Origin of the sequence: Paracoccus sp. NBH48 (assembly GCF_015390265.1) — a bacterium.
Lineage (GTDB): Bacteria > Pseudomonadota > Alphaproteobacteria > Rhodobacterales > Rhodobacteraceae > Paracoccus > Paracoccus marcusii.
Genome location: NZ_VUOJ01000001.1, coordinates 586,407 through 612,963, shown reverse-complemented (window position 1 = coordinate 612,963; position 26,557 = coordinate 586,407). Strand labels below are relative to the sequence as shown.

Genomic DNA, 26,557 nt, shown 5'->3' with positions numbered 1-26,557 from the left:
ATGGACATGCACCCGCCCCTGATCGACCCGTTTGCCCGCCCCATCACCTATCTGCGGGTGTCGGTCACCGACCGCTGCGATTTCCGATGCGTCTATTGCATGGCCAGAACACATGCAGTTCCTGCCCAAGGCCGATCTCCTGACGCTGGAGGAGCTGGACCGCCTGTCCACCGCCTTCATCGGCCTGGGCGTGCGCAAGCTGCGCATCACCGGAGGAGAGCCACTGGTCCGTCGCGGCATCATGGGCTTTTTCCGCAACGTGTCACGTCACCTGGGGAACGGCCTGGACGAGCTGACCCTGACCACCAACGGCAGCCAGCTGGCCCGCCACGCGGCGGAACTGGCCGATATCGGCGTGCGGCGCGTAAACGTGTCGCTGGACACGCTGGACGCCGACAAGTTCGCGGCGATCACCCGGTGGGGCCGCCTGCCCCAGGTGCTGGAGGGGATCCGGGCCGCGACCGCTGCCGGCCTGCGCGTCAAGATCAACGCCGTGGCGCTCAAGGGCGTCAACGACAGCGAGCTGTTCGATCTGGTGCAATGGTGCGGCGACGAGGGTCACGACCTGACCTTCATCGAGGTGATGCCCATGGGCGAGATGGGAGAGGAGGACCGGCTGGACCAGTACTGGCCCCTGTCCGACCTGCGCGCCCGGCTGGCCGAACGCTTTACGCTGCTGGATCTTGCCGAACGCACGGGCGGCCCGGCCCGTTATGTCAGGCTGGCCCAGACCGGGCAGAAGATCGGCTTCATCACGCCCCTGACCCATAAATTTCTGCGAAAGCTGCAACCGCGTGCGCGTCACCTGCACCGGAGAGCTGTTCATGTGCCTGGGCCAGGAGGACAACGCCGACCTGGCGCGCGCCCCTGCGCGCCAGCGCCGACGACGAGGCCCTGCGCCAGACGATCCGCGCGGCCATCGCGCGCAAACCCAAGGGTCACGACTTCGACTATTCCCGCCAAGGCGTCGTAGGCCAGATGACCCGCCACATGAGCCATACCGGCGGCTGACAGGGCGCGCCTGCGGGGGGTCCGGGGGGTGCCAGCGCCCCCGGCCCTCGCGGGACGCAACCCTACTCGGCGGCGGCTTCCGCGGCGCGCGCCTCGGCGTCCAGGACCTCGGCCCGTTCCTCGACCAGCCGGACGATGTGATCGACCATCTGGTTGTTCGACAGCTTGTGGCTTTGCTTGCCGGCCATGTAGACCATGCCCGACCCGGCCCCGCCGCCGGTGAATCCCAGATCGGTCATCAGCGGCCTCGCCCGGTCCGTTCACCACGCAACCGATGATCGACAGGCTCATCGGGGTCTTGATGTGCTCCAGCCGCTTTTCCAGCGCCTCGACCGTGCGGATCACGTCAAAAGCCCTGCCGTGCGCAGCTGGGACAGCTGATGATCTGCACCCCGCGCGTCCGCAGGCCAAGCGATTTTCAGGATCTCGAAGCCGACCTTGACCTCCTCGACCGGATCGGCCGACAGGCTGACGCGGATCGTGTCGCCGATCCCCATCCACAGAAGGTTGCCCAGGCCCACCGCCGACTTGACGGTGCCGCCGACGAAACCGCCCGCCTCGGTGATGCCCAGATGGATCGGCGCGTCCGTCGCCTCGGACAGCTGCTGATAGGCCGCCGCCGACAGGAACACGTCGCTGGCCTTCACGCTGATCTTGAATTCATGGAAATCGTTGTCCTGCAGGATCTTGATATGGTCCAGCCCGCTCTCGACCATCGCGTCGGGACAGGGCTCGCCATATTTCTCCAGCAGGTGCTTCTCCAGGCTGCCTGCATTCACGCCGATGCGGATCGAACAGCCGTGGTCCTTGGCCGCCTTGATGACCTTCGCGCACGCGGCTTTCGTCCCCGATGTTGCCGGGGTTTGATGCGCAGACAGGCGGCGCCCGCCTCGGCAGCCTCGATGGCGCGCTTGTAGTGGAAATGGATGTCGGCGACGATCGGCACAGGGCTCTCGCGGCAGATCTCGCGCAGCGCGCGCGTCGTCTCCTGGTCCGGGGCGCTGATGCGCACGATATCGGCGCCGGGCATCCGCGGCGGCGATGACCTGGGCCAGGGTCGCCTTGACGTCGTGGCCGTTGGTGTTGGTCATGGTCTGCACGCTGATCGGGGCATCGCCACCGACGGGGACCTTGCCCACATGATCTGGCGCGACTTGCGGCGCTCGATGTTGCGCCAGGGACGGATCGGGTTCAGCGACATGGCAAGCCTCCGGGGGTTCGCCCCTCAGATAAGCCATGCAGCCGCAACGACAACCGCCCCCCTCAGCGCTGCATCGCCGTCAGCACCGTTCCAAGACAGTCTCGGGGCAGCATCAGCAGCATCGGCCCCTGCACCCGCAGGCTGACCAGCCCCGTCGCCCGGTTCGAGTGCCGACCCGCTGGCCCGGGTGCGAAATCGATGCCGTCGATGGGCCATTCCAGGCCCTGGCTGCTGCCGCGCGCCGGTCCATCGGGTACAGCGACACCCGCGTCCCGGGCATCAGCGGCAGGGTCAGGCGCGGCGGGCACAGCACGATCACGTCATCGCTGGCCAGCATGACGACGCGCGGAACGCCGGGCTGGACCATCACCGTCAGCGCGGCCAGCGTATGGTCCAGTCGCAGCCCCGCAAAGCCCACCGCCATGACCAGCGGCGCGTCGATTCGTCCCAGGCATTTGGCGAAATCCGTACTGTCCTGCTCCGCCACCTCCAGCACGCGGGCGGCCGGAACCGACCGCCGCGCCGGGTCCGAGATGCTGTCCAGGTCCCCGATCACCCAGTCCGGCGCGTGCCCCAGGGCCAGCGCCCGGTCCGCACCCCCATCCGCTGCAACCAGCAGGGGCGCGACCGACAGCGCCACCGACAGATCGGCGGGCGTCACCATGCCGCCGCCGATCACGGTGACCCCGCGCAGGTGGCGGACCGGTCGGGGCTGGTCCACCATTCCCGCCCTCAGCCCTTGCCGACGCCGCTGAAGACGCGCTTGAACGGCAGCGCCCACAGCACGCCAAGCGCGACATAGATCAGCAGCTCGATCCAGATCGGCTGGCGTCCGAACCGCCCGTCCAGCCAGTTCATCAGCGACACCGCCGCGACGACATAGGCGGGCATGCCGATCACCAGGATCAGGATGGACAGCCGCTTGCGGGTCTTCAGTTCCATGTCGTCTGGCTCTTTCCTCGGTATCCCCGAACGCGCCCCAAGGGGGTCCGGGGGACAGGATGTCCCCCGGCACGTCGCGGGACGCAATCAGTCGGCGAAGGATCGGTCACCAGGATCGTGTCGTCACGCTCCGGGCTGGTCGACAGCATCGCCACGGGGCACTGGATCAGCTCCTCGACGCGGCGCACGTACTTGATCGCGGCGGCCGGCAGGTCTGCCCAGCTGCGCGCCCCGGCGGTCGATTCGTGCCAGCCTTCCATCTCCTCGTAGATCGGGCGCACCTTGGCCTGCAGCGCGGCCGCCGTCGGCAGATAGTCATACGTCACGCCGTCGATCTCGTAGCCGGTGCAGATCTTTAGCGTGTCGAACCCGTCCAGCACGTCCAGCTTGGTTAGCGCGATCCCGTTGACGCCGCTGATCGCGCAGGGTCTGACGCACCAGCACCGCAATCGAACCAGCCGCAGCGGCGCTTGCGGCCCGTGACGGTGCCGAACTCGTGGCCCCGCTCGCCAAGGCGCTGGCCGTCGGCGTCGTCCAGTTCCGACGGGAACGGGACCTTCGCCCACGCGGGTGTGTATGCCTTGACGATGCCCAGCACGAAGCCGATCGCCCCCGGCCCCATGCCCGTGCCACTGGCCGCCGCCCCCGAGGTCGTCGTGGACGAGGTGACATACGGATAGGTGCCGAAATCGATGTCCAGAAGCGATCCCTGCGCACCCTCGAACAGGATCCGTTTTCCGGCCTTGCGGGCGTCGCCCATGATCTTCCAGACGGGCTGGGCATAGGGGCAGCAGCTTCGGCGCCACCCTCCATCAGCTTGGCCTTCAGCTCGGCGCGGTCGATAGGCGTGGCGCCAAGACCCGCGCGCAGCGCATCGTGGTGGGCCAGCAGGCGGTCCAGGCGGCTGTCCAACGTCTCCTCGTCGGCCAGGTCGGCGACGCGGATCGTGCGGCGGCCGACCTTGTCCTCATAGGCGGGACCGATGCCGCGGCCGGTCGTGCCGATCTTCGCCTTGCCGGCGGCCTCCTCGCGCAGCTTGTCCAGGTCCTGGTGCAGAGGCAGGATCAGCGGCGTGTTCTCGGCGATCATCAGGTTCTCGGTCGAGATGGCGACGCCCTGCCCCGCCAGCTTGTCGATCTCCGAGAAAAGCGCCCAGGGGTCCAGCACGACGCCGTTGCCAATCACGGCCAGCTTGTTCTCGCGCACGATCCCCGAGGGCAGCAGCGAGAGCTTGAAGACCTTGTCGCCGATGACCAGCGTGTGGCCGGCATTGTGACCGCCCTGAAAGCGCGCGATGACATCGGCGCGTTCCGAAAGCCAGTCGACGATCTTGCCCTTGCCCTCGTCGCCCCACTGGGCTCCGACAACCACAACATTGGCCATGAGCGATCCTTTTCGTTGTCCGAAGTTCTTTTCAGCCCGGCATTAGCGCATCGGGCACGGCGGGGGAAAGCCGCTTTGTCGGGACCCAGCCGGGGGCGACCGCCGGGGGCGCTTCGCCCCCCGGACCCCCGGAGGGTATTTGGTCAAAGAAGAAGCGGCCGGTCTCAGTAATGCGGCGGGCGCTGGTCGGCCAGCGCGACGCTGCCGCCGCATCTGCCTGACGCTCGGCCTCGGCCAGCAGCAGTTTGATCCAGGCGCCGGGTGACGCGGGCAAGGTCGCCGGTCCTGTCGGGCGATGACCTCGGACAGCTCATCCGTCAGCCGCGTCAGATGGCCAAGGCCTCCTCCAGCTGATGCAGGCGGTCCTGCTGCTTGTCCATGTCGTCACCTTCCGTTACAGCGGCGCCTGAATATGGGCCCGAAAAGGCGACTGATACCATGGCAAAAGACAAGAAGCAGCCCCGCCCCAAGGCCGAGACGCCCAAGGGGTTCCGCGACTATTTCGGGCAGGACGTGACCGAACGGCGCGACATGCTGGACCGCATCGCGCAGGTCTATCACCGCCATGGCTTCGATCCGCTGGAGACGAGCGCCGTCGAGACGGTCGAGGCCCTGGGCAAGTTCCTGCCCGACGTGGACCGGCCCAATGCCGGCGTCTTTGCCTGGCAGGAGGAGGCGGTGCCCGGCGGCGGCACGGCGGGCGACTGGCTGGCACTGCGCTATGACCTGACGGCGCCCTTGGCGCGCGTCGCGGCGCAGTACCGCAACGACCTGCCCAGCCCGTACCGCCGCTTTGCGATGGGACCGGTCTGGCGCAACGAAAAAACCGGGGCCGGGTCGGTTCCGCCAATTCTATCAGTGCGATGCCGACACGGTCGGGTCGGCCTCGGTAGCGGCTGATGCGAGATCTGCGGCATGCTGGCCGATGCGCTGGAAGCCGTGGGCATCGACCGCGGCGACTATCTGGTGCGGATCAACAACCGCAAGGTTCTGAACGGCGTCCTGGAGGCGGCTCAGGTTCGCGAGGATCAGGCCGAGGATGTGCTGCGCCAGATCGACAAGTTCGACAAGGTCGGTCGCGAGGGCGTGCTGGCCCTGCTGACCACGGGCCGCCTGGACGATAGCGGCGCGCGCATCGATGGCGTGGGCCTGTCCGAGGCGCAGGCGGGGCCGGTGCTGGCCTTCCTGGAGGCCAAGGGTGCGGACAACGCCGCGACGCTGGACAACCTGTCGGCCGCCGTCGGCGGATCGGCCATCGGCGCCGAGGGCGTGGACGAACTGCGCCAGATCGCCGCGATGCTGGCCGCGATGGGCGTGGCCGAGGATCGCGCCGTGATCGATCCGGCCGTGGTCCGGGGCCTTGGCTATTACACCGGTCCTGTCTTCGAGGCCGAACTGACCTTCGAGATTCTGGACGAAAAGGGCCGCAAGCGGCAGTTCGGATCGGTCGCGGGCGGTGGCCGCTATGACGGGCTGGTGGAGCGTTTCACCGGGCAGAAGGTCCCGGCAACCGGCGTCAGCATCGGCGTCGACCGTCTGCTGGCCGCTTTGCGCGCCAAGGGTCTGGCCGGGGCCCAGGTCGCCGGTCCCGTGGTCGTGACCGTGATGGACCGCGATCGGATGTCGGATTACCAGGCCATGGCCGCCGATCTGCGCGCCGCCCGGCATTCGTGCCGAGGTCTATCTGGGCAACCCCAAGAACTTTGGAAACCAGCTGAAATACGCGGACAAGCGCGGCGCACCCGTCGCGATCATTCAGGGCGGGGATGAGGCGGAACGCGGCGTGGTGCAGGTCAAGGACCTGATCCTAGGCGCGAAGATCGCCGCAGAAGCCTCTGTCGAGGAATGGAAATCCCAGCCCGCACAGACCGAGGTCGCGCGCGCCGATCTGGTTGCCGAAGTCCTCAGGATCATCGGATGATCCCGAAGCAGGCCAAGCAGGCGGTCGGACAGCGGATGCTGTCGCGGTTCCGGCGACGCCGGTGCGACCGAGATCGCGCCCGACATCCTGCTGCCCGCGGGCGACCTTCTGGACCTGTACGGAGAGGACATCCGCGCCCGCGCCTATGTCACCCAGGACCCGATCCGTGGAGAGATGATGCTGCGCCCCGACTTCACCGTGCCGGTGGTCCAGGCGCATATGCAGAACGGCGCGATCCGGCCCGCTACTGCTATCTGGGAGAGGTGTTCCGCAAGCAGGACACGGGCGACACCCGCCCCGCTGCGCGCGCGACCACGAATACCTGCAATGCGGGTTCGAGCTGTTCACACCGCGATCCCCAGGCCGATGCCGAGGTCTTTGCGGCTGTTCCATGATGCGCTGGCGCCCTTGGGCCTGCAGGCGCGCATGGGCGATATGGGCCTGCTGCTGGATGCGGTGCGCGGCCTGCCCCTGACCGAGGCGCGTTCGTGGCGCTGCTGCACACATCTGGCGCCGGGCCGCTTTGCGCGCCTGCTGGCGCGGTTCTCGGCCCCGTCGATCGCACGGGAGTTTTCCCGACGTCACCATGTCCTGGGCCGGCATGCGGACCGAGGACGAAATGATCCGCCGCATCGCCCGCCTGCAGTCGGACGTGGCGGTGCCGCCCTTGGCCCCGGTCTGGACCGACCGACTGGAGCGTCTGTTCGCCCTGCGCGCCCCGGCGCCGCAGGCGCTGTCGACGCTGGCCGACCTGGCCCGCGACATGCCCGCCATCGCGCCGGCGGTGGCCCGCATCCCGCGACCGCCTGGACGCCATCGCCCGCGCGCGGCATCGACCTGCAGACGGTGATCTTTGACGCCAGCCACGGGCGCACCCACGATGGAATATTACGACGGCTTCACCTTCACGTTCCAGGCCGACCGCGCCGGATGGCCGCCGGTCGCGTCGGGCGGGCGCTATGACGCGCTGACTCGCGTGCTGGGCCGCGGCCGCGAGATTCCCGCCGTGGGTGGCATCATCCGCCCCGGCCTTGTTGCCGAACTGGAGGCGCAGGCATGATCCGTCTTGGCGTGCCGTCCAAGGGACGGCTGATGGAACAGACCTTCGACTGGTTCGCCGACCGCGGCGTGCGTCTGTCGCGGGCCGGGTCCGACCGCGAATATGCGGGCCGGGTCGAGGGGGTCGAGGGTGTTTCGCTGGTCCTGCTGTCGGCCGGAGAGATTCCCCGCGAACTGGCCGCCGGCCGGATCGAACTGGGGCGTGACCGGCACCGACCTGGTGGCGCGAAAAGCTGGCCGGATGGTCAAGCGACCTGGTCGAGGTCGCGCCGATGGGCTTTGGACATGCCGACCTGATCCTGGCCGTGCCGGATTGCTGGCGCGACTGCACGGACCTGGACGATTTCGCAGCCATCGCCCGCGATTTCCGGGCCGAGCATGGATTCCGTTTGCGCATCGCCACGAAATATCACCGCCTGGTCCGCGCATGGCTGTCCGCCCATGAGGTCGCGGATTACCGACTCGTCGACAGCCAGGGCGCGACCGAGGGCACGGTCGCCAACCTGACCGCCGAAGCGATCGCCGACATCACCTCGTCGGGCGAGACGCTGCGCGCCAACAACCTGCGCATCCTGGACGAGGCGCCGATCCTGCGGTCGCAGGCGACGCTGTTCGCCAGCCGCGCGGCGATGGGCCGGCAATGGACGCGCTGATCGCCCGGCTGGTGCCGCCGCAGGCAGACCGGTCAGCCTAACCCCGCAGCACCCGCGTCAAAGCCACGGCAGCAGCACCGCGACCGAGATCGCGGCGATCAGCACCCCTGCGCCCAATTGCAGCGTTCCGGGCAACCAGCGCGTGGCGCCCGCCCAGGGGCCGTGTTCGGGCAGCAGGGCAAAGCTGCCGCGTCGCGCCCAGACCGCTAGGCAGGCGACCGCGACCGTCACCACCGCGGTGCCCAGGCCATCGCCAGCGTCCCAGGATGCCCATTCCAAAGATGCCCATCCGCCAGGTCAGGATCAGCAGAAACAGCGCTCCGGTGCAGGGCCGCAGCGCGATGCCCGCCACGACCAGCACCCCGTCGCGCAGCGACCGCGTCTGGGCAACCTGCTGCGGCGTGGGGCCATGCGCATGGCCACAGCCGCAGGCGTCGCCGTGGTGGTGATGGTGGTGGTGATCCGCCCGCGCCTGCGCGCGCAGCATCGACAGGCCGCGCCATGCCAGCCACAGGCCGACCGACGCGACCAGGACCGTGCTGGCCTGCACCATCGCGACCTCCGACAGGTCGGTCAGGTCTGGCGCCCCAAGTCCAGGATGGTGATGCCGCCCCAGACCAGGGCTATGGCCGTGCCCGCCTGCGCCAGCGACGATGCGGACCGACAGTCCGGCCAGCCGCGCCAACGGCACCTGGGCGCCGAACCCATAGCTGCCGATGATCACCTTGCCATGCCCCGGCCCGACCGCATGGGCGACGCCATAGGCAAAGCACAACCCCAGCAGCGACGCGACCGCCCCCGGCTGGCCCGACCGCAGCGCCCGCAAGGCCCCGGCCATCGCGTTCTGGACGGCCCGCTGCTGGTCGGTGGCCCACCGCTCGATCCCGGCCAGACCGCCGCCCAGCCACAGCGCCACCACCGCCAGGGCGACGACCAGCCCCGTCAGGGCGACGGCGCGCCTCATGACCCTGGGCCGCAGCGGACCTGCACCGAATCCGCGCCGGTGGCGCCGATATCCACGGTGATCAGGTCCGCCTCCTCGGCGCTTTGGCCGTCGCCCAGAGCCTCGCCCACCGCGCGGGCATAGGCATCGGCTGCGGCATAGGGATCGCCCATGCGCAGATCGACAGTGCAATCGTCCCGCGCGATGACCGGGGGTTCGGGAATGCTGAACTGGACATAGTATTCGGGGTCATAGACCTGGATCGTCAGCGGACGGTCCCCGTCCAGCGGCTCGGCCAGCGGGCGCACATGGGCCGAGATCACCCTCCCGTCCTCATAGCGCGCGGCGAATTCCTGCGGGCCGTCCAGCGCCAGCCTGCGGCCGTCTGCGTCCAGAAACAGCCGCCCGTCAAAGCCCGGCTCCCAGTCCGCGTCGAAGCCCTGCAGGGCCGCCTGTTCGTCGGTGGTCAGGACGCCGTCGCCATCGGGGTCCAGGCCCAGATCCTCGATGATCAGCAGGGAATAGAATTCGTCATAGGCCCATTCGACCCCCACATGGGTCAGCGCCCCCGCCGCGTCGTGACGCAAGGACAGGCCTGCGTCGATGAACACATGCGGATGGGCCGACGCCCCAAGCGGCGCGACGATCAGCAGGGCGGACAGGCAGGACACGCGCGGCGACATCGGCAGGACACCTTGGCAAGGACGGCGGTTCCAGTTACCCGCGTGCGGCGCGGCTTGCAAATCACCGCTTTGCCAGCCCGGCGGAAAACCACGCGGGCGCCGCAACCCCGGGGCGGGTTCGGACGTGTCTGAATACAGAGGAACAGGGGACGGCATGAAACGACGGACATTCACGATGGCGGGGCTGGCCTTGGCGCTGACCGGTTGCGGGCGGATCGTCGATGCCCGCGCCACCGCGCGCGAAACCGCGTTCGAGGCCGAATTCCCCCCCACCGGACAGCTGATCCAGGTGCAGGGCCGCACCGTGCATGTCGACATCCGCGGCAGCGGTCCCGACCTGATCCTGCTGCACGGGGCCAGCGGGAACAGCCGCGATTTTACCTTCGCCCTGGCCGACCGCCTGGCGACCCGGTACCGCGTCCTGGCCTTCGACCGGCCGGGGTTGGGCTGGACGGACGATATCGGCGCGCAGACCGACAACCCCATCGCCCAGGCCGAACTTCTGCGCGCCGCCGCCGACCAGTTGGGCGTGCGCCGACCCGTGGTGCTGGGTCACAGCTATGGTGGCGCGGTTGCGATGGCCTGGGGGCCTGCGCACACCGGGCGACACGGCGGCGCTGGTGATCGTGTCCGGGGCGACGATGCCCTGGCCTGGCACGCTGACCGGATGGTACGCATTCCTAGAGACGCCCCTGGGCGACCGCGTCGGGCCCACCGCTGCTGACCGCCCTGGCGCCGGTGTCCCTGGGCAACCGGATCATGGCGGGCATCTTCGCGCCCCAGCCCGTACCCCCGGGATATGCCGACTATATCGGCGTGGGGCTGGCCGCGCGGCGCGGCAACTATCGCGCGAATGCGTCACAGATCAACGGGTTGCGCGCCTATCTTCGCGTGATGGCGCCGCAGTATCCGCGCCTGACGATGCCGGTCGAGGTGATCCATGGCGGTCAAGACAGCATTGTGCCCGCCGACATTCACGCCCTGCCCCTGGCAGAGGCGCTGCCCAACGCCGCGCTGACGATCCTGCCCGATCAGGGCCACATGCCCCAGCATGGCGATCCGCAGGCGATCATCGACGCCGTCGACCGCGCCAGCGTCCGCGCGGGCCTTCGCTGACGGGGGCTTGCAGCGCCCGCGCCCGCGTCCCAAGGTGGCCGCCAAACCAAACCGGGGGCCATCATGCTGACCATCCACGGCGTCACCCGCTCGCGTGCATCGCGTGTCGTGTGGCTTTGTCACGAACTGGACCTGCCCTTCCGGCAGGTGCCCGTCATCCAGGCCTATCGCATCGGCAATGCCGACGCGCCCGATGCACCGCCCAACACCCGCAGCCCCGATTTCCTGGCCCTGTCCCCCGCAGGCGCCATCCCGGTGATCGAGGACGAAGGGCTGGTCCTGTCCGAATCGCTGGCGATCACGCTGCATCTGGCGCGCAAGCATGGCGGCCCCGCAGGCCCGCAGGACTACGCCGAAGACGCGCTGATGACTCAGTGGTCGATCTATGGCGCCACCGCGATCGAGCCCGACGCACTGACCATCCTGATGCTGCACAACCGCGGCACGCTGCAATCGGCCGATGACGTGGGGATCGTGGCGGACGCGGCCGAACGGCTGGTCCGGCCGCTGAAGGTGCTGGAGGACCATCTGGCAACGCATGCCTATCTGGTGGGCGGCCGGTTCACCGTGGCCGACCTGAACCTGGCCGAGATCGTCCGCTATGCTCAGGGACACGGCGCGCTGATGGAGGGGTTTCCCGCGATCCGCGCCTGGCTGTCGGCCTGCCAGGACCGCCCGGCGTTCCAGGCGATGTGGGCCGCCCGCATGGCGGAGCCGGAATAGGCGCAATCCTTTGGGGCGGGCCGCGCAGGGGACACAACCCCTTGCCGCCCGCCCCCGCGCCATGAGATAAGCGCCGCGATCCAAATCAGTGAGCGACCCCATGGCCGACGACCTTCTCTCCGGCAACGCCGCCAGCGACGCCTATTCCGCATCCTCGATCGAGGTGCTGGAGGGGCTTGGAGCCGGTGCGCAAGCGTCCCGGCATGTATATCGGCGGGCACCGACGAACGCGCGCTGCATCACCTGGTCGCGGAAATCCTGGACAACTCGATGGACGAGGCCGTGGCAGGCCACGCCACGCGCATCGAGGTCGAGCTGCTGGCCGATTTCAGCGTCATCGTGCGCGACAATGGCCGCGGCATTCCCATCGATCCGCACCCCAAGTTCCCCGGCAAGTCCGCGCTGGAGGTGATCCTGTGCACGCTGCATGCGGGGGGCAAGTTCTCGGGCGACACCTATCAGACCTCGGGTGGTCTGCACGGTGTGGGTGCGTCGGTCGTGAACGCACTGTCCGACCTGATGGTCGTGCAGGTCGCGCGCAACAAGGAGCTGTTCGAGCAGCGCTTTTCCCGCGGCATTCCGCAGGGGCCGGTCGCCAAGATCGGGGCGGCCCCGAACCGGCGCGGCACCACCGTGACCTTCCATGCCGACGAGGAGATCTTCGGTCACCACCGCTTCAAGCCCGCGCGGCTGATGAAGATGGTGAAATCCAAGGCCTACCTGTTCAGCGGCGTCGAGATCCGCTGGAAGACCGAGATCGACGACGGAGAGACCCCGCGCGAGGCCACGTTCCATTTCCCCGGCGGCCTGGCCGATTACCTGACCGAGACCCTGACCGGGACCAGCACCTATGCCGACCGCCCGTTTTCCGGCAGCATCGACTTCAACGCCAAGTTCGGCGTACCGGGCAAGGTGGACTGGGCGATCAACTGGACGCCCGCGCGCGACGGCTTCATCCAGTCCTATTGCAACACCGTCCCCACCCCCGAGGGCGGCACGCACGAGATGGGATTCTGGGCTGCGATCCTGAAGGGCATCCGCAGCTATGGCGAGCGGGTCAGCAACAAGAAAGCGGCCCAGATCACGCGTGAGGATCTGATCATCGGCGGTTGCGCGCTGGTCAGCTGCTTCATCCGTGAACCGGAATTCGTGGGCCAGACCAAGGACCGCCTGGCCACGACCGAGGCTGCGCGCCTGGTCGAGGGCGCGGTGCGCGACCATTTCGACACCTGGTTGGCGTCGGACACCAAATCCGCGGGCGCGATCCTGGATTTCCTGGTGCTACGCGCCGAGGAGCGTCTGCGTCGCCGCCAGGAAAAGGAGACCGCGCGCAAGACGGCCACGAAAAAGCTGCGCCTGCCCGGCAAGCTGGTCGATTGCAGTGCCACCAACCGCGACGGGACGGAACTGTTCATCGTCGAGGGCGACAGCGCCGGCGGTTCCGCGAAGATGGCCCGCGACCGCACCAAGCAGGCCCTGCTGCCCCTGCGCGGCAAGATCCTGAACGTGCTGGGCGCGGCATCGTCCAAGATGGGTGCCAACCAGGAGATCAACGATCTGTGCCAGGCGCTTGGCGTCAACATGGGCACGCGTTTCAACGTCGACGACCTGCGCTACGACAAGGTCATCATCATGACCGACGCCGATGTCGACGGCGCGCATATCGCGTCGCTGCTGATGACGTTCTTCTTCACGCAGATGCGGCCGATGATCGACAAGGGGCACCTGTATCTGGCCTGCCCGCCGCTGTACCGTCTGACGCAGGGGGCGCACCGCCTGTACGTGGCCGACGACGCCGAAAAGGATCGGATGATGGCCAAGGGCCTGGGCGGCCGCGGCAAGATCGACGTCCAGCGCTTCAAGGGTCTGGGAGAGATGGACGCCAAGGACCTCAAGGACACGACCATGAACCCCGCCACCCGCAAGCTGATCCGCGTCAGCATCGACGACGACGAAGGCGGCGAGACCGGCGATCTGGTCGAACGCCTGATGGGCAAGAAGCCAGAGCTGCGGTTCGAATACATCCAGGAAAACGCCCGCTTCGTCGAGGAACTGGACGTGTGATCCCCACGATCGGCCTGTATGTCACGGCCGCCATGGCCGAGATCGCGGGCTGTTTCGCCTTCTGGGCCTGGCTTCGGTTGGATCGGTCGGCGCTGTGGCTGGTGCCGGGCGTGGTCGCGCTGGCGCTGTTCGCTTGGGCGCTGACGCGTGTTCAGGTCGATTTCGCGGGGCGCGCCTATGCGGCCTATGGCGGCATCTATATCGCCACGTCGCTGGCGTGGCTGTGGCTGGTCGAGGGGCAGACCCCCGGCAGGCTGGAACCTGCTGGGGGCCGGGCTGTGCATCGTCGGGGCCGCGGTGATCCTGGCAGGCGCCCGCCCGTAGGCGGTGGGCCTAGACCCACTTGGCCAGCGGCGGCAGGCTCATCAGGACGGCGTCGGCGTTGTGGCCGGTTTCCAGCCCGAATTTCGTGCCGCGGTCATAGACCAGGTTGTATTCCGCATAGAGACCCCGGTGGATCAGCTGCGTGTCGCGGTCGGTATCGTCGAACGCCTGCGTCATCCGCGCCTCTGCCAGCGGCAGGAACGCCGGCAGGAACGCCGCGCCCACGTCACGGGTGAAGGCGAAATCCGCCTCCCAGTCCCCGGTGTTCAGGTCGTCGTAGAAGATGCCGCCGACGCCCCGCGCCCGCCCGCGATGGGGGATGAAGAAATACTCGTCCGCCCAGGCCTTGAAGCGGTCATAGTAGTCCGCCCCGTGCGGCAGGCAGGCATCGCGCAGCGTGTTGTGGAAATGCGCGGTGTCATCGGCGTATTCGATGCAGGGGTTCAGGTCTGACCCGCCGCCGAACCACCATGCCCCCGGGGTCCAGAACATGCGCGTGTTCATGTGCACGGCCGGCGCGTGCGGGTTCCGCATATGCGCGACCAGGCTGATGCCCGATGCCCAGAACCGCGGGTCATCCTCCATGCCCGGCACGCCGCGGGCGGCCATCGCGGCCTGGGCGCGGGGGGCCAGGGTGCCATGCACCTCGGACCAGTTCACGCCGACCTTTTCGAAGGCCCGGCCGCCGCGCATCACCGACATGATGCCGCCGCCGCCGTTGTCGGCGCGCTCCGTGGGCGTCACCTCGAACCGGCCCGCGGGGGCGTCGCCCGGGGCGCGGTCCTCCAGCGCCTCGAAGGCGGCGGTGATGCGGTCGCGCAGCTCGCGGAACCAAAGCGCGGCGCGGTGGCGTTGTTCATCCATGGCGGGCCTCATTCGTGATTTGCCAGCCCCAGGCATCGCGACTAGCATCGCCTGCGTCCATAAAGAGAGCCGCCATGCGCCGCAACACCGCCCTTGCCCTTTGCCTTGCACCGGTCCTGGCCCTTGCCGCCTGCGGCACGCCCGCAGGAACGCTGCATCAGCCGCAACACCAGCGAATACCGCACCGTCAGCAGCCTGCTGGCCGAGGTCGAGGGCAATCTGTCGCGGGGGCTATGCTTGGGACGAACGCCAGGTCGTGCGGACGCGGTTCGCGCAATGCGAACGCGTGATCCGCGACCACGAGGGCAAGGCGCAGATCAGCACCTATGGCTGCTGGCGGGATTATGTCGATGTGGAACGGTTCCGCGTGCCCATCGACCCCGCGGCCGAGACGCGCAAGCGCGACGGCCTGGTAGAGCGTCAGGCGGCCCTGACGCGCGGCGCGAATGCCGCCGTGGCCGCCTGCCGCGCCGCCCTATCCCGAGGAAACCTAAAGCACCTGTGACGTCACCGGGTCGGCCAGGCTGCGTCCGCCGTCGACGGTGACGATCTGGCCGGTGACAAAGCGCGCGCCGTCGCTGACCAGGTAATGCACCGTCTCGGCCAGTTCTTCGGCCGGGGCGATGCGGCCCAGGGGCGTGCCTGCAATGATCTGCGCCCGCTGGTCGGGATTGTCCTTCAGCGCGCATTGCAGCTCGTGCGACATGACGCTGCTGAAGCTGACGCCGTTCACGCGGATGCGGTGCGGCGCCAGGGCCAGCGCTAGCCCCGCGCGTGGCCTGTTCCTGCGCCGCACAGGCGATGGAATAGCCCAGCATCGACGGAATCGGCCGCCGCGCCGCCAGGGTCGAGATATTGACGATCGCCCCGGTCTGCGCGCTTGGCCCTTCGCCTTCGGCCTGACGGATCATGCGCTTTGCGACCATCTGAGACAGGCGCAGGCTGGCCAGCATGTTCTGGCGCAGCATCTCCTCCAGCGCGTCCATGTCGGTGTCCAGCGGATCGCTGCCCCGAACGAAGCGATGGGCGTTCACCAGGATGTCGACGCGGTCGAACGCATCCAGCGTGGCCGACAGCAGGTTCGCCATCGCCAGCTTTTCCGACATGTTCCCGACGAAAATGGCGCACTTGGCTTTCGTCGTCGGCATAATCCGACACCGCCGATTGCAGCGCCTGTTCGTCGCCATCCGCGAACATGACCGATGCGCCGCGTTCGGCCAGATGCCGCGCGATGGCCAAGCCCACGCCGCGCCCGGCCCCGGTGACGATGGCCGTCTTGCCCTGGATCGACAGCGTCACCGCCGTGCCCCCCGGGCCCGGACCGTGGCGGTACCCTTGCCCGCCGCGGTCGCCTCGATCACCTTGAAGCGCGTGTCGCCCGCGATCTCATGGACCTGGCCGAAATGCTGGGCCAGGACCGATTCGTAGGGCAGATGCCGGTTGGCGACCATCCACAGCCGACCCGCGCCGGTCAGGATGCGCGCCGCGGTAGCGATGAAGTCGGCCCCAAGCCGGGGGTCGGCCTGTCGGCCCTCGTGGAACGGGGGGTTCATGATGACGCCGTTGACCGGCTCCCGCAGGGTGAAATTGCGCGCGTCCGCCCAGTGAAACTGTGCCCGCGGATCGGTGACGTTGCGCTTGGCCGAGGTCAGGGCGGCGTGGTCGGCCTCGACCAGATGCAGCTCGGCGATGCCCGGTCGGGCCAGGGCCTGCGCGGACAGCCAGCCCCATCCCGCGCCCAGGTCGACCACGCGTGTGGGCATCTTGGGGCGGCAGGTTGTCGGCAAGCATCCGCGACCCCGGATCGATCCCATCGGCCGAGAAGACGCCCGGAAGGGTCACGAAGCCCGGCTCGACCTGACGCTCGGTCGCGGTCCAGTCGGCGGGCAGGCCCGCGTCGGGCAGCGTCACCTGAAAGATCTTGCCATGGGCCTTGCTGATGACATCGCGCACCCCGGCATGGCCGCGCAGTTCCTTCAGCAGGGAATCGACGCCGTCGGTCTTCTGCCCATCGACCCAAAGGGCCGCGCCAGGCGCCAGATGCGCCGCGGCCAGAGCAAGGCGCGCGCGTGCGGCGGCCTTGGCGCGCGGCAGGCGGACGACGGCCGCGTCGAAACGGCCCTCCGGCTCCGTCCGGACATCGAATCCGCGGGCGGTCAGTCCGTCATGATCGGGAAAGTTTCCCTGGACGATGGTCAGCTGTGCGGGGTCAAGGGGGGACAGGTCATCGGCGGCAGTGGCGCCGATGAACAGTACCCGGCCCCCGGGATGGCCGTCCGGAAAGGCCAGGTCCAGTCGTGATTGGGTCACGCGATTACTCTTTTTCCATGGTGCATTGCAGGGGATGCTGCTGGCGGCGGGCCAGCTCCATCACCTGGGCGACCTTCGTCTCGGCCACCTCGTGTGAAAAGACGCCGACGACGGCCAGACCGCGGCGGTGCACGGTCAACATTATCTCGATCGCCTGGGCGTGGGTCATGTGGAACAGCCGCTCCAGCACGTGGACGACGAACTCCATCGGGGTGAAGTCGTCGTTCAGCAACAGGACCTTGTACATCGGCGGCCGCTGCGATTTCGCGCGTGGCTTGACCGCCAGATCGGATTGGTCGTCGGGATTGTCGGGTGCGGTCATCCAGTGCGTCATCGGGCTGCGGTCGTTCCTGAATGCTGAGGCGAGGGGGTGGGCGCTGTCGCCATCCCAGGAAATATAGCGCAATCGCGCCCGGATGAAAGCCCCCCGCGCGGATGCGCCGCGATCCGGGTCCGGACGGCGCCGCCTACAGTGCAGACAAAATTAGCGTGATTGCCCGGTTTCAAGGTGAAAAGAGCCGTGCTATTATAGGTTGATTAACGACGGACGTGCGACTAACGACGCGCCCGCTTGAGGCAGAGAGACAGCGACAGTGACCCGATTTACCCATGCCTTCCGGCTGCTTTGTCATGCCGTCCTGGCCGTTGCCCTGTTGGGGCTTCCGGCTGCCGCGGCACCTTTCGCGGCCTATGTGATGGACGCCCGGACCGGGCAACCCATCTATCGTCAGAATTCGGATACGCGACTGCATCCTGCCTCGCTGACCAAGATGATGACGCTTTACATGGCGTTCTCGGCTATCGAACGCGGTCAGGTGCGGCTGGATTCGAAATTCACCGTGTCCTCCAAGGCCGCAAACGAGCCCCCTCCAAGCTGGGCCTGCGCGCGGGTCAGCAGATCGAGCTGCGCTATCTTCTGCGCGCCGCTGCGATCAAGTCGGCCAACGATGCCGCGACCACCATCGGCGAGGGGCTGGCAGGCTCTGAACAGGCCTTCACCCAGCAGATGACCCAGATGGCGCGGGCGCTTGGCATGAACAACAGCCAGTTCCGCAACGCCCATGGCCTGACGACCGAAGGGCATTATTCGACCGCCCATGACATGAGCGTTCTGGACGCCACCTGTTCTACGACTTCCCCCAGTACTACAACCTGTTCTCGCGCCGGTCGGCCGATGCGGGCATCGCGCAGGTCGCGTCGACGAACCGCCGCTTCCTTGATGCCTATGCCGGTGCCGACGGGATCAAGACGGGGTATACGCGGGCTGCGGGCTTCAACCTGACGGCCTCGGCGCAGCGCGGCAACCGTCGCCTGATCGCCACCGTGTTCGGCGGCACGTCCACCGCGCATCGCAACCAGGTGATGACCGAACTGCTGGACAGCAGCTTCACCCGCATCCCCGACCGCGTGCGCGAGGTCCGTCCGCAGCCTCCGCGCCTGCTGGTGCAGGCCACGACGCGCCGCGCGCAGGTCGCCGCCAGCCCCGCCGCGACCCAGGCAGAGCCGCAGCGCCTGGTGCTGCAGGCATCGCCGCCCCCCGCGACCCGCCCTGCCGCCGCCGCGTCGACCCTTGTCGCCGCAGCGCCCAAGGTCGACCTGACCGAGGCGTTGCGCCTTGCCGGCGCGACCGCGGCGCCAGCCGCACCGCCGGGCGTCGCCTTGGCCAGCAGCCAGCGTCCGCGCGCCCGCCCCGGATCCGCGGCCCCCGCGGCCGACGCGATCCAGCAGGCGCTTGCCACTGCCGTCGCATCGGACGACGCGCCGGCGCAGCAGGCCAGCCTTGCGGCCCCCGTGCTGGCCGGATCGGCGCGCCCTGCGCCCTCGCCCCGGCGCACAGCCAGCATCGCCGCCGTCGCCCAGCCCGAGCCTGCAGCCGCGCCCGCCCCCGAACCCCAGATGCAGGCGGCCCCCCGGCACCCTGTCGCTGGACAGTTCCAGGGCGCCCAAGCCACGGTCCGAAACCGTGATCCTGGCCGCGATGGGCGAAGGCGACCTGAGCGCACCCGAGGCACTGGAGGTCGTGCGCCGTCCCCACCGACAGCGGCCGCAACTGGGGCGTCAGCCTGGGCCGCTACACCTCTCAGGCAGAGGCTGACCGGCTGCTGCTGCGTCTGGCCCTGCAGGACGGCAACCTGTTCGGCGCGGCGCGCCGGCACGTCGCCAACACCAATCGCGGGTTCGAGCCGCAGTTCGGAAACCTCTCCAAGGGCCATGCCGAACTGGCCTGCGAGCGGATGCAAAGCCGGTCGCAGCCCTGCCAGGTCATCGCCAACTGACGACCCGGTCAGACTGACTTGTCGCCCCCGCCCGAAAAGGCGGGGGCTTTTTCATATGCGGATGCGACAACCTGCCCGCTATGCCGACACGTCGCTTGCTCTATGTTATTTTCAGTAATTTCTGAAACGACGGGAACAAGCGAATGTCAGTGTCGGCCTTGCGGCAGGAGTTCATCCTGCATTTCGGTGAAATGGGATCGCGGTGGGGCATCAACCGCACCGTCGGTCAGGTCTATGCCCTGCTGTTCCTGGCGGACGAGCCGCTGTGTGCGGACGACATCGTCGCCGCCCTGGGCTTCTCCCGCTCGAACGTGTCGATGGCGCTCAAGGAGCTTCAAAGCTGGAACCTGGTGCGCCTGCGCCATCAGCAGGACGACCGGCGCGAAATTCTTCACCACGCCCGACGACCTGTGGGAGATCGTGCGCACGCTGATCAACGAACGGCGCAAGCGCGAGATCGACCCCACGCTGACCAAGCTGCGCGAACTGTCGATGGCCGAACCCGACCCGGCTGACCGCGCAGCCCACGCGCGCATCGCCGAACTGCGCCAGCTGATCGAACAGATGACGCGGTTCCACGATGACCTGGCCCGGTTCGAGACCGAGCGCCTGGTTGCGCTGATGAATATGGGCGCCCGTCTTGGCCGCCTTGTCGACGGCGCGGGCAAGCTGATCCCGATCCGCCGCAGCAAACCTCAATCGAAAGGCTGAAACCCATGGACCCGCTGATTCTGTCGCGGATTCAATTTGCCGCGAACATCTCGTTCCACATCCTTTTCCCGACCATCACGATCGCGCTTGGCTGGGTGCTGCTGTTCTTCAAGCTGCGCTTCAACCGCACGGGCGACGAAAAATGGATGGACGCCTACCGGTTCTGGGTGAAGGTGTTTGCCCTGTCCTTCGCGCTTGGCGTCGTGTCGGGCATCACCATGTCGTTCCAGTTCGGCACCAACTGGCCCGGTTTCATGGAAAGCGTCGGCAACATCGCCGGTCCGCTTCTGGCCTATGAGGTGCTGACCGCCTTCTTCCTCGAGGCCGCCTTCCTGGGCATCATGCTGTTCGGATTTCGCCGCGTGCCGGGCTGGCTGCACACGACCGCGACCTTTCTGGTGGCGTTCGGCACCACCCTGTCGGCCTTCTGGATCCTGGTCCTGAACAGCTGGATGCACACGCCCGCGGGCTATGAGGTGATCGACGGCGTGGTCCACGCGACCGACTGGATGGCGATCATCTTCAACCCGTCGCTGCCTTACCGCCTGACGCACATGCTGCTGGCCTCGGGGCTGACGGTGGCCTTCCTCATCGCGGGCATCTCGGCGCTGCGCTGGATCTGGGGCGACCGGGGGGCTGAGGTGCGGGCCACGCTGCGCTTTGGCGCGACGCTTGGCGCGGTGCTGATCCCGCTGCAGATCTATGCCGGCGACATGCACGGCCTGAACACGCTGGAACACCAGCCCGCCAAGGTCGCCGCGATGGAGGCCAATTGGGAGACGCAGGGCAACGTGCCGCTGGTCCTCTTCGCCCTGCCCGATCAGGAGGCGCGCGAGAACCGGATGGAGATCGCCATCCCCAACGTCGCATCCCTGATCCTGACGCACAGCCTGGACGGAGAGGTGCCGGGCCTGAACGATTTCGTGGCCGCCGACGGCACCCCCGAACACCCGCCCGTGGCCCCCGTCTTCTTCAGCTTCCGGATCATGGTGGGTATGGGCATGGCGATGCTGGCCCTGTCCTGGTCGGCCTTGTGGTTCATGCGCCGCGGCCGCGGGGTCGAAGGTCTGCCGCGCCCCTGGATCTATGCCTTTGCCGCGATGGGCTTCTCGGGCTGGATCGCCACGCTGGCGGGCTGGTACGTGACCGAGATCGGGCGTCAGCCCTGGCTGGTCACGGGCGTCCTGACCACCAAGGAGGCGGTCGGCCCGGTCACCGGCGGCATGGTCGCCTCCAGCCTGGTCGCCTACCTTCTGGTCTATGCGGTCCTGATGGCGGCCTATCTGGGCACGCTGACCTATCTGGCGCGCCGCGCCGCGCGCCACGACCCGCTGACCCCCGACCTGCCCACCCCCGACGCGGGCGTGCGCGCCCTGCAACCTGCGGAGTAGATCATGCACCTCTTTGGTGATCCGTTCATCTGGCTGCCCTTCGTCTTCGCGATGCTGATGGGCATTTCCATCCTGGTCTATGTCGTCCTGGACGGCTTCGACCTGGGGGTGGGACTGCTGTTCCCCTTTGCCACCCCGTCCGAACGCGACCGCATGGTCGCCTCGATCGGTCCCTTCTGGGACGCGAACGAGACCTGGCTGGTCCTGGCCATCGGCCTGCTCTTGGTGGCCTTCCCGGTGGCGCACGGGGTGATCCTGACCGCGCTTTACCTGCCGGTGACGGTCATGCTGATCGGCCTGATCCTGCGCGGCGTCGCGTTCGAGTTTCGCGCCAAGGCCCCGACCCGGCACCGCGCCGCGTGGAACCGGGCGTTCTTCGCAGGCAGCCTGGCCTCGACCCTGGCGCAGGGGTTCATGCTGGGCCTCTATGTCACCGGGCTGCAGCTCAGCTGGACCAACATCGCATTTGCGCTGTTGACGGCGGTTTTCCTGACGGTGGGGTTCAGCGTCATCGGTGCGACCTGGCTGATCGGCAAGGCCGAGGGCGTCCTGCAGGCCAAGGCGATCCTGTGGGCACGGCGCGGCATCTGGGGACTGGTGGCGGGCATCGCCGCGATCTCGGCCGCATCGCCCCTGGTCAGTGCTCGCATCTGGGACAAGTGGTTCAGCTGGCCCGAGTTCGCGATCCTGGCCCCCCTGCCGATCCTGTCGGTGGTGCTGATCGCGACCCTGTGGCGGGTGCTGCACGTGCTGCCGATGGAGAACGACCGCATGGCTTGGACGCCCTTCGCCCTGACCACGGCGCTGTTCGTCTTGGCCTTCGGGGGGCTGGCCTACAGCTTCTACCCCTATGTCGTCCCCGAACAGATGACGATCTATCAGGCCGCCGCCGCGCCCGAGGCGCTGATCATCATCCTGGTGGGCGCGCTGATCGTCCTGCCGGTCATCATCGCCTATTCGGTGCTGGCCTACACGGTCTTCCGCGGCAAGGCGACCGAACTGACCTATTCCTGAACGAACAAGGCGGGCCGCCTGGCCCGCCTTTCCTCATCAGCCGCTGAACAGGAAGTGCAGGACGTCGCCGTCCTTGACCTCATACGTCTTGCCCTCGACGCGCAGCTTGCCCGCCTCACGTGCCCCGGCCTCGCCCTTGCCGGCGACATAGTCGTCATAGGCGATGGTTTCCGACCGGATGAAGCCCTTTTCGAAATCGCCATGGATCACGCCCGCCGCCTGCGGGGCCAGGGTGCCCTTGGTGATGGTCCAGGCGCGGGCCTCCTTGGGGCCCACGGTGAAATAGGTCTGCAGGCCCAGCAGGCTGTATCCGGCGCGGATCAGACGATCCAGGCCCGGCTCCTCCAGGCCCATCTCGCCCAGGAACATCTGCGCCTCCTCGGCGTCCAGCTGGCTGATCTCCTCCTCGATCCGGGCCGAGATCACGACATGGCCCGCGCCCTGCGCCTCGGCCATCTCGCGGACCTTCTCGGACAGGGCATTGCCGTTGGCGGCCTCGTCCTCGGCCACGTTGCAGACGAACAGCACGGGCTTTGCTGTCAGCAGCTGCAGCATGTCCCACGCGCGGCGGTCGTCGTCGGACACGGCGATGGTGCGCGCCGGGCGGCCCTCGTTCAGCACGGCCAGAGCCTGGCGCAGCAGGCGGTCCTGATCCAGCGCGTCCTTGTCCCCGCCCTTCAGCTTGCGCGACAGGTTGGCCAGGCGACGCTCGATCGATTCCATGTCGGCGATCATCAGCTCAGTCTCGATCACGTCGGCATCGGCCAGCGGGTCGACCCGGCCCTCGACATGGGTGATGTCGCCATCCTCGAAGCAGCGCAGCACATGGGCGATGGCGTCCGTCTCGCGGATGTTGGCCAGGAACTGGTTGCCCAGGCCTTCGCCCTTGCTGGCGCCCTTCACCAGGCCCGCGATGTCCACGAAGGTGATGCGCGTCGGGATGATCTGCTTGCTGCCCGCGATGGCGGCCAGGGTGTCCAGCCGCGGGTCGGGGACCGCGACCTCGCCCACGTTTGGCTCGATGGTGCAGAACGGGAAGTTCGCGGCCTGTGCGGCGGCGGTTTTCGTCAATGCGTTGAACAGCGTCGACTTGCCCACGTTCGGCAAGCCCACGATCCCCATGCGAAAGCCCATGACAGCACCCTTTCCCGTCTGAATATCCCGCGCCTGTTACGCGCCCCGCGCGGCCAAGTCCAGCCTCGGCCCGGCCCGCGCCCGACCCGCGCCCGGAGATTGCACCCCACCCCCCATGCGCGCTAGGGATTGTGCCAAAGAATGCAGGGACGGACATGACCAGAATCGACGACAGGTTTGCGGCGCTCAAGGCCCAGGGCAAGAAGGCCTTCGTGGCCTACATGATGGCATCAGACCCCGACGATGCGACCGCGCTGCAGATCATGCGCGGCCTGCCCGACGCGGGGGTGGACATCATCGAACTGGGCATGCCCTTCACCGACCCGATGGCCGATGGCAGCACGATCCAGGCGGCGGGCCAGCGCGCCCTGGCCCAGGGCGGCAGCGTCAGCCGCACGCTGGACATCGTGCGCGAATTCCGGCGCGACGACACCACGACGCCCATCGTGCTGATGGGCTATTACAATCCGATCTATGCCCGAAAGGGCGGCGTGACCCAGTTCCTGACGGATGCGGTCGAGGCGGGGATCGACGGCCTGATCGTCGTCGACCTGCCCCCCGAGGAGGATTCCGAACTCTGCGTGCCCGCCACGGCCGCGGGGCTGAACTTCATCCGCCTGGCGACGCCGACGACCGACGACCGCCGTCTGCCTGCGGTGGTCAGGAACATCACGGGCTTCGTCTATTACGTCAGCGTCACGGGGATCACCGGCGCGGCCGCAGCCAATGCCGCCGACGTCGCCCCCGAGGTCGCGCGCATCCGCGCCGCCGCCGGCCTGCCGGTCGTCGTGGGCTTTGGCATCTCGACCCCGGAGGCCGCCGAGGCGATCGCGTCCGTCGCCGACGGCTGCGTCGTCGGCAGCGCCATCGTCAAGCAGATCGGCGAGGGGCGCCCCGTCCCGGAAATCCTGGCCTTCGTCCGCGACCTGGCCGCGGGCGCCCATCGCGGGTGAGCCTGGCCTTCGATCATGTGGCCATCGCCGCCCGCACCCTGGACGAAGGGGCCGCGTGGCTGGCCGGTCGCGGCCTGACGCTGGAACCGGGCGGGCGCCATCCGGGCATGGGCACGCACAACCGCCTGATGTCGCTTGGGCCGGGGGAATACCTGGAACTGATCGCGCCCGATCCGGAGGCCGATGTCCAGCCCTGCTGGTTCGGGCTGGACGGGTTCGACGGCCCGCCGCGGGTGGCGGGCTGGGTGATGCGCGCGACGCCGCTGCGCGCACCTGCAGGCACGCGCGTCGTGCAGGCCCGGCGCGGCGACCTGTCATGGCAGATCACCCTGCCGCTGGCCGGCCAGATGCCGCGCGACGGGGCGCAGCCCATGCTGATCGACTGGGATGACGGGCCGCACCCGTCCGACCGCCTGCCCGATCGCGGGGTGCGCCTGACGCGGCTGACCCTGCCGCTGGACCGGCTTGAGCTGGACGACCGTCGGTTGATGCTGACCGGGGCGGGTACGCCCCTGACCGCGACCCTGGCAACCCCGGACGGAGAGGTGACGCTGTGATCCTGCGCGACGCGACCGCCGCCGATGTGCCCGCCATCGCGGCCATCTGGAACCCCATCGTCCGCGACACCGCCATCACCTTCTGGCCCGATGAGCGCAGCCATGACCAGATCGCGGCCCTGATCGCAGAGCGGCAGGCGGCCGGACAGGCCTTCATCGTAGCGGCCGAGGGCGACCGGCTTCTGGGCTTTTCCACCTATTCCCAGTTTCGCGGCGGTGCGGGCTATGCGCGCAGCATGGAACACACGATCCACGCGGCTCCGGATGCGCGGGGACGCGGGGTAGGACGGGCCATGCTGACCGCCGTTCAGGACCACGCCCGCCAGCACGGCCACCGCATCCTGATCGGCGGGATCACCGGGTCGAACGAGGGCTCGATCGCCTTCCACCGGGCCATGGGCTATGCCGAATGGGGCCGCATCCCGGCGGCGGGATGGAAATTCGGGCAGTTTCACGACCTTGTGCTGATGGGGCGCGATCTTTCGGCCTAGCATGCCGCCGCGGCGGCAATGCGCCCCTATCGCTTGGCCGGTTTCGGCGCTAACCTTGGGGCATGGATTGCTGCACCACCCCCGAGACTTGCACGGGCCCCTGCCCTGACCTGCCAAGGCCCCGCAGCTTCTGGCAGCGGATGGCCGACCGCATCACCGTGTTCCTGTGGACGAATCGTCCGGCGACGCCCGCCGGAACGGTCGGTCGCCTTCACCATTGCGGTGATCGCGCTTGGGGCGAAGCTGGCCAAGGTCGACGGCACCGTCGAACGCTCCGAGGTCGCGGCCTTTCGCCGGGTGTTCATCATCCCCCGGTCCGAGGAGAAGAACGCCGCCCGCGTCTTCGATCTGGCCCGCAAGGACGTGGCCGGATTCGATGCCTGGGCGCGCAAGATGGCGTCGATGTTCCAGCCCGGCGATCCGGTCCTTCTGGACGTGATGGAGGGGCTGTTCGTCATCGCCGTGGCCGACGGTGCGCTGCAGCCCGCCGAGATCGCGTTCCTGGACGAGGTCGGTCGCATCTTCGGGCTGGCGCCCGCGCAGATTGCCGCGATCCGGCGGCGGCATGACAAGGGCGCCGGCTGCCCGCCCTGCGAGGTTCTGGGCGTCGCCCCCGACACTCCCCTGCCCGAGGTCAAGCGCCGCTGGCGCCAGCTGCTGCGCGAGAATCACCCCGACCACGCCATCGGCCGCGGCCTGCCCCCCGAAGCCATCCGCCTGGCCGAGGCCCGCACCCGTCGCCTCAACGAGGCCTGGGACAGCTATCGCAACCTCTATCGCGGCAATCTGCAGGCCGGGGCCGCCTGAACCTTGCGCGGCGGGCCGGCACTGCC

General features: G+C 68.3%; 24 protein-coding genes and 10 pseudogenes. 22 read left to right on the top strand and 12 right to left on the bottom strand.

Translation table 11 applies throughout. The annotated features are described in order from the left end of the window. The first annotated feature begins 6 nt into the window (after positions 1-6). Positions 7-1,011, top strand: a pseudogene (gene moaA, locus F1642_RS03005) (GTP 3',8-cyclase MoaA). Between the two features lie 62 nt (positions 1,012-1,073). Here moaA and ispG read toward each other — a convergent pair. The 4 genes and pseudogenes from ispG to F1642_RS16285 form a co-directional block, all read right to left on the bottom strand. After that, positions 1,074-2,212, bottom strand: a pseudogene (gene ispG, locus F1642_RS03000) (flavodoxin-dependent (E)-4-hydroxy-3-methylbut-2-enyl-diphosphate synthase). Positions 2,213-2,324: 112 nt separating this feature from the next. Then, on the bottom strand, positions 2,325-2,933 hold the full coding sequence (locus F1642_RS02995) for a thiamine pyrophosphokinase (RefSeq protein WP_370582758.1): 609 nt from the start codon (positions 2,931-2,933) through the stop codon (positions 2,325-2,327). An 11-nt stretch (positions 2,934-2,944) separates the two neighbouring features. After that, positions 2,945-3,154 (bottom strand): DUF2842 domain-containing protein, encoded by a 210-nt coding sequence (locus F1642_RS02990; RefSeq protein WP_045980810.1) that lies wholly within the window; start codon positions 3,152-3,154, stop codon positions 2,945-2,947. A gap of 98 nt (positions 3,155-3,252) precedes the next feature. Then, a pseudogene (locus F1642_RS16285) lies at positions 3,253-4,537 on the bottom strand (adenylosuccinate synthase); the annotation flags it as partial. Between the two features lie 378 nt (positions 4,538-4,915). On the opposite strand from F1642_RS16285, the pseudogene F1642_RS02980 reads away from it, so the two are divergent. The 5 genes and pseudogenes from F1642_RS02980 (at position 4,916) to hisG (ending at position 8,170) form a co-directional block, all read left to right on the top strand. Then, a pseudogene (locus tag F1642_RS02980) lies at positions 4,916-6,307 on the top strand (histidine--tRNA ligase). Then, complete coding sequence (locus F1642_RS15305) at positions 6,204-6,458, top strand: His/Gly/Thr/Pro-type tRNA ligase C-terminal domain-containing protein (RefSeq protein ID WP_370582764.1); 255 nt, start codon at positions 6,204-6,206, stop codon at positions 6,456-6,458. Before F1642_RS02980 ends, F1642_RS15305 begins: the two are co-directional and overlap by 104 nt. 619 nt (positions 6,459-7,077) lie before the next feature. Next, positions 7,078-7,308: a hypothetical protein gene (locus F1642_RS15300; protein ID WP_255522062.1), complete on the top strand. Its 231-nt coding sequence runs from the start codon at positions 7,078-7,080 to the stop codon at positions 7,306-7,308. A 30-nt stretch (positions 7,309-7,338) separates the two neighbouring features. Continuing rightward, positions 7,339-7,518: an ATP phosphoribosyltransferase regulatory subunit gene (locus tag F1642_RS15295; protein ID WP_255522061.1), complete on the top strand. Its 180-nt coding sequence runs from the start codon at positions 7,339-7,341 to the stop codon at positions 7,516-7,518. Continuing rightward, positions 7,515-8,170 (top strand): annotated as a pseudogene (gene hisG, locus F1642_RS02970) (ATP phosphoribosyltransferase). Before F1642_RS15295 ends, hisG begins: the two are co-directional and overlap by 4 nt. 37 nt (positions 8,171-8,207) lie before the next feature. Here hisG and F1642_RS02965 read toward each other — a convergent pair. Continuing rightward, entirely contained in the window at positions 8,208-9,134 is a 927-nt protein-coding gene (locus tag F1642_RS02965; RefSeq protein WP_194885404.1) for a nickel/cobalt transporter, read from the bottom strand. Further along, entirely contained in the window at positions 9,131-9,796 is a 666-nt protein-coding gene (locus tag F1642_RS02960) for a DUF1007 family protein (protein WP_255522060.1), read from the bottom strand. Before F1642_RS02960 ends, F1642_RS02965 begins: the two co-directional genes overlap by 4 nt. A gap of 154 nt (positions 9,797-9,950) precedes the next feature. Here F1642_RS02960 and F1642_RS15290 point away from each other — a divergent pair, with 154 nt between their 5' ends. From F1642_RS15290 to F1642_RS02940, 5 genes and pseudogenes are all read left to right on the top strand, one after another. After that, positions 9,951-10,520, top strand: a complete 570-nt coding sequence (locus F1642_RS15290; RefSeq protein ID WP_255522059.1) for an alpha/beta fold hydrolase — start codon at positions 9,951-9,953, stop codon at positions 10,518-10,520. Positions 10,521-10,534: 14 nt separating this feature from the next. Beyond that, the gene (locus F1642_RS15285; RefSeq protein ID WP_255522058.1) at positions 10,535-10,912 is read left to right on the top strand and encodes an alpha/beta fold hydrolase; all 378 of its coding nucleotides are present in this window, start codon (positions 10,535-10,537) and stop codon (positions 10,910-10,912) included. Between the two features lie 63 nt (positions 10,913-10,975). Further along, a complete protein-coding gene (locus F1642_RS02950; RefSeq protein WP_139085723.1) occupies positions 10,976-11,635 on the top strand; it encodes a glutathione S-transferase family protein in 660 nt (219 codons plus the stop codon). 100 nt (positions 11,636-11,735) lie between these two features. Beyond that, positions 11,736-13,699: pseudogene (parE, locus tag F1642_RS02945) on the top strand (DNA topoisomerase IV subunit B). A 32-nt stretch (positions 13,700-13,731) separates the two neighbouring features. Beyond that, positions 13,732-14,023, top strand: a pseudogene (locus F1642_RS02940) (YnfA family protein). Between the two features lie 9 nt (positions 14,024-14,032). On the opposite strand, the gene hemF reads toward F1642_RS02940, so the two are convergent. Beyond that, positions 14,033-14,899 carry an oxygen-dependent coproporphyrinogen oxidase gene (hemF, locus tag F1642_RS02935; RefSeq protein WP_194885403.1) on the bottom strand — a complete coding sequence of 289 codons (867 nt, stop codon included), beginning with the start codon at positions 14,897-14,899 and terminating at the stop codon, positions 14,033-14,035. A 244-nt stretch (positions 14,900-15,143) separates the two neighbouring features. Here hemF and F1642_RS15280 point away from each other — a divergent pair, with 244 nt between their 5' ends. After that, positions 15,144-15,392: a hypothetical protein gene (locus F1642_RS15280; RefSeq protein ID WP_255522057.1), complete on the top strand. Its 249-nt coding sequence runs from the start codon at positions 15,144-15,146 to the stop codon at positions 15,390-15,392. Here the strand turns inward: F1642_RS15280 and F1642_RS02925 are convergent. From F1642_RS02925 to clpS, 4 genes and pseudogenes are all read right to left on the bottom strand, one after another. After that, positions 15,378-16,186 (bottom strand): annotated as a pseudogene (locus tag F1642_RS02925) (SDR family NAD(P)-dependent oxidoreductase). The gene F1642_RS15280 and the pseudogene F1642_RS02925 overlap by 15 nt on opposite strands. Continuing rightward, positions 16,183-16,650 carry a class I SAM-dependent methyltransferase gene (locus F1642_RS15275; protein ID WP_255522056.1) on the bottom strand — a complete coding sequence of 156 codons (468 nt, stop codon included), beginning with the start codon at positions 16,648-16,650 and terminating at the stop codon, positions 16,183-16,185. Before F1642_RS15275 ends, F1642_RS02925 begins: the two are co-directional and overlap by 4 nt. Positions 16,651-16,849: 199 nt before the next feature. Next, a pseudogene (locus F1642_RS16280) lies at positions 16,850-17,197 on the bottom strand (MFS transporter); the annotation flags it as partial. Between the two features lie 4 nt (positions 17,198-17,201). After that, complete coding sequence (gene clpS, locus F1642_RS02915) at positions 17,202-17,519, bottom strand: ATP-dependent Clp protease adapter ClpS (protein WP_045980873.1); 318 nt, start codon at positions 17,517-17,519, stop codon at positions 17,202-17,204. Positions 17,520-17,892: 373 nt separating this feature from the next. On the opposite strand from clpS, the pseudogene F1642_RS15265 reads away from it, so the two are divergent. The 6 genes and pseudogenes from F1642_RS15265 to F1642_RS02895 form a co-directional block, all read left to right on the top strand. Beyond that, positions 17,893-18,472: pseudogene (locus tag F1642_RS15265) on the top strand (D-alanyl-D-alanine carboxypeptidase family protein); the annotation flags it as partial. A 48-nt stretch (positions 18,473-18,520) separates the two neighbouring features. Then, on the top strand, positions 18,521-19,591 hold the full coding sequence (locus F1642_RS16275) for a hypothetical protein (protein ID WP_370582765.1): 1,071 nt from the start codon (positions 18,521-18,523) through the stop codon (positions 19,589-19,591). A gap of 25 nt (positions 19,592-19,616) precedes the next feature. Beyond that, on the top strand, positions 19,617-19,988 hold the full coding sequence (locus tag F1642_RS15255) for a GbsR/MarR family transcriptional regulator (protein ID WP_370582757.1): 372 nt from the start codon (positions 19,617-19,619) through the stop codon (positions 19,986-19,988). Beyond that, positions 19,894-20,184 (top strand): hypothetical protein, encoded by a 291-nt coding sequence (locus F1642_RS15250; protein ID WP_255522109.1) that lies wholly within the window; start codon positions 19,894-19,896, stop codon positions 20,182-20,184. Before F1642_RS15255 ends, F1642_RS15250 begins: the two co-directional genes overlap by 95 nt. A gap of 5 nt (positions 20,185-20,189) precedes the next feature. Then, the gene (locus F1642_RS02900; protein WP_194885402.1) at positions 20,190-21,575 is read left to right on the top strand and encodes a cytochrome ubiquinol oxidase subunit I; all 1,386 of its coding nucleotides are present in this window, start codon (positions 20,190-20,192) and stop codon (positions 21,573-21,575) included. A gap of 3 nt (positions 21,576-21,578) precedes the next feature. Then, positions 21,579-22,589 (top strand): cytochrome d ubiquinol oxidase subunit II, encoded by a 1,011-nt coding sequence (locus tag F1642_RS02895; RefSeq protein ID WP_194885401.1) that lies wholly within the window; start codon positions 21,579-21,581, stop codon positions 22,587-22,589. Between the two features lie 36 nt (positions 22,590-22,625). Here F1642_RS02895 and ychF read toward each other — a convergent pair whose 3' ends face one another. After that, a complete protein-coding gene (gene ychF, locus F1642_RS02890; protein WP_045999324.1) occupies positions 22,626-23,723 on the bottom strand; it encodes a redox-regulated ATPase YchF in 1,098 nt (365 codons plus the stop codon). 155 nt (positions 23,724-23,878) lie between these two features. On the opposite strand from ychF, the gene trpA reads away from it, so the two are divergent. The 4 genes from trpA (at position 23,879) to F1642_RS02870 (ending at position 26,531) form a co-directional block, all read left to right on the top strand. Next, positions 23,879-24,676, top strand: coding sequence for a tryptophan synthase subunit alpha (gene trpA / locus F1642_RS02885; protein ID WP_045983790.1), 798 nt, complete (start codon positions 23,879-23,881; stop codon positions 24,674-24,676). Then, on the top strand, positions 24,673-25,233 hold the full coding sequence (locus F1642_RS02880) for a VOC family protein (protein ID WP_194885400.1): 561 nt from the start codon (positions 24,673-24,675) through the stop codon (positions 25,231-25,233). Before trpA ends, F1642_RS02880 begins: the two co-directional genes overlap by 4 nt. Then, on the top strand, positions 25,230-25,724 hold the full coding sequence (locus tag F1642_RS02875; protein WP_370582756.1) for an N-acetyltransferase family protein: 495 nt from the start codon (positions 25,230-25,232) through the stop codon (positions 25,722-25,724). The genes F1642_RS02880 and F1642_RS02875 overlap by 4 nt, the downstream gene beginning before the upstream one ends. Before the next feature lie 222 nt (positions 25,725-25,946). Next, entirely contained in the window at positions 25,947-26,531 is a 585-nt protein-coding gene (locus F1642_RS02870) for a TerB family tellurite resistance protein (protein WP_370582755.1), read from the top strand. The last annotated feature ends 26 nt before the right edge of the window (positions 26,532-26,557 follow it).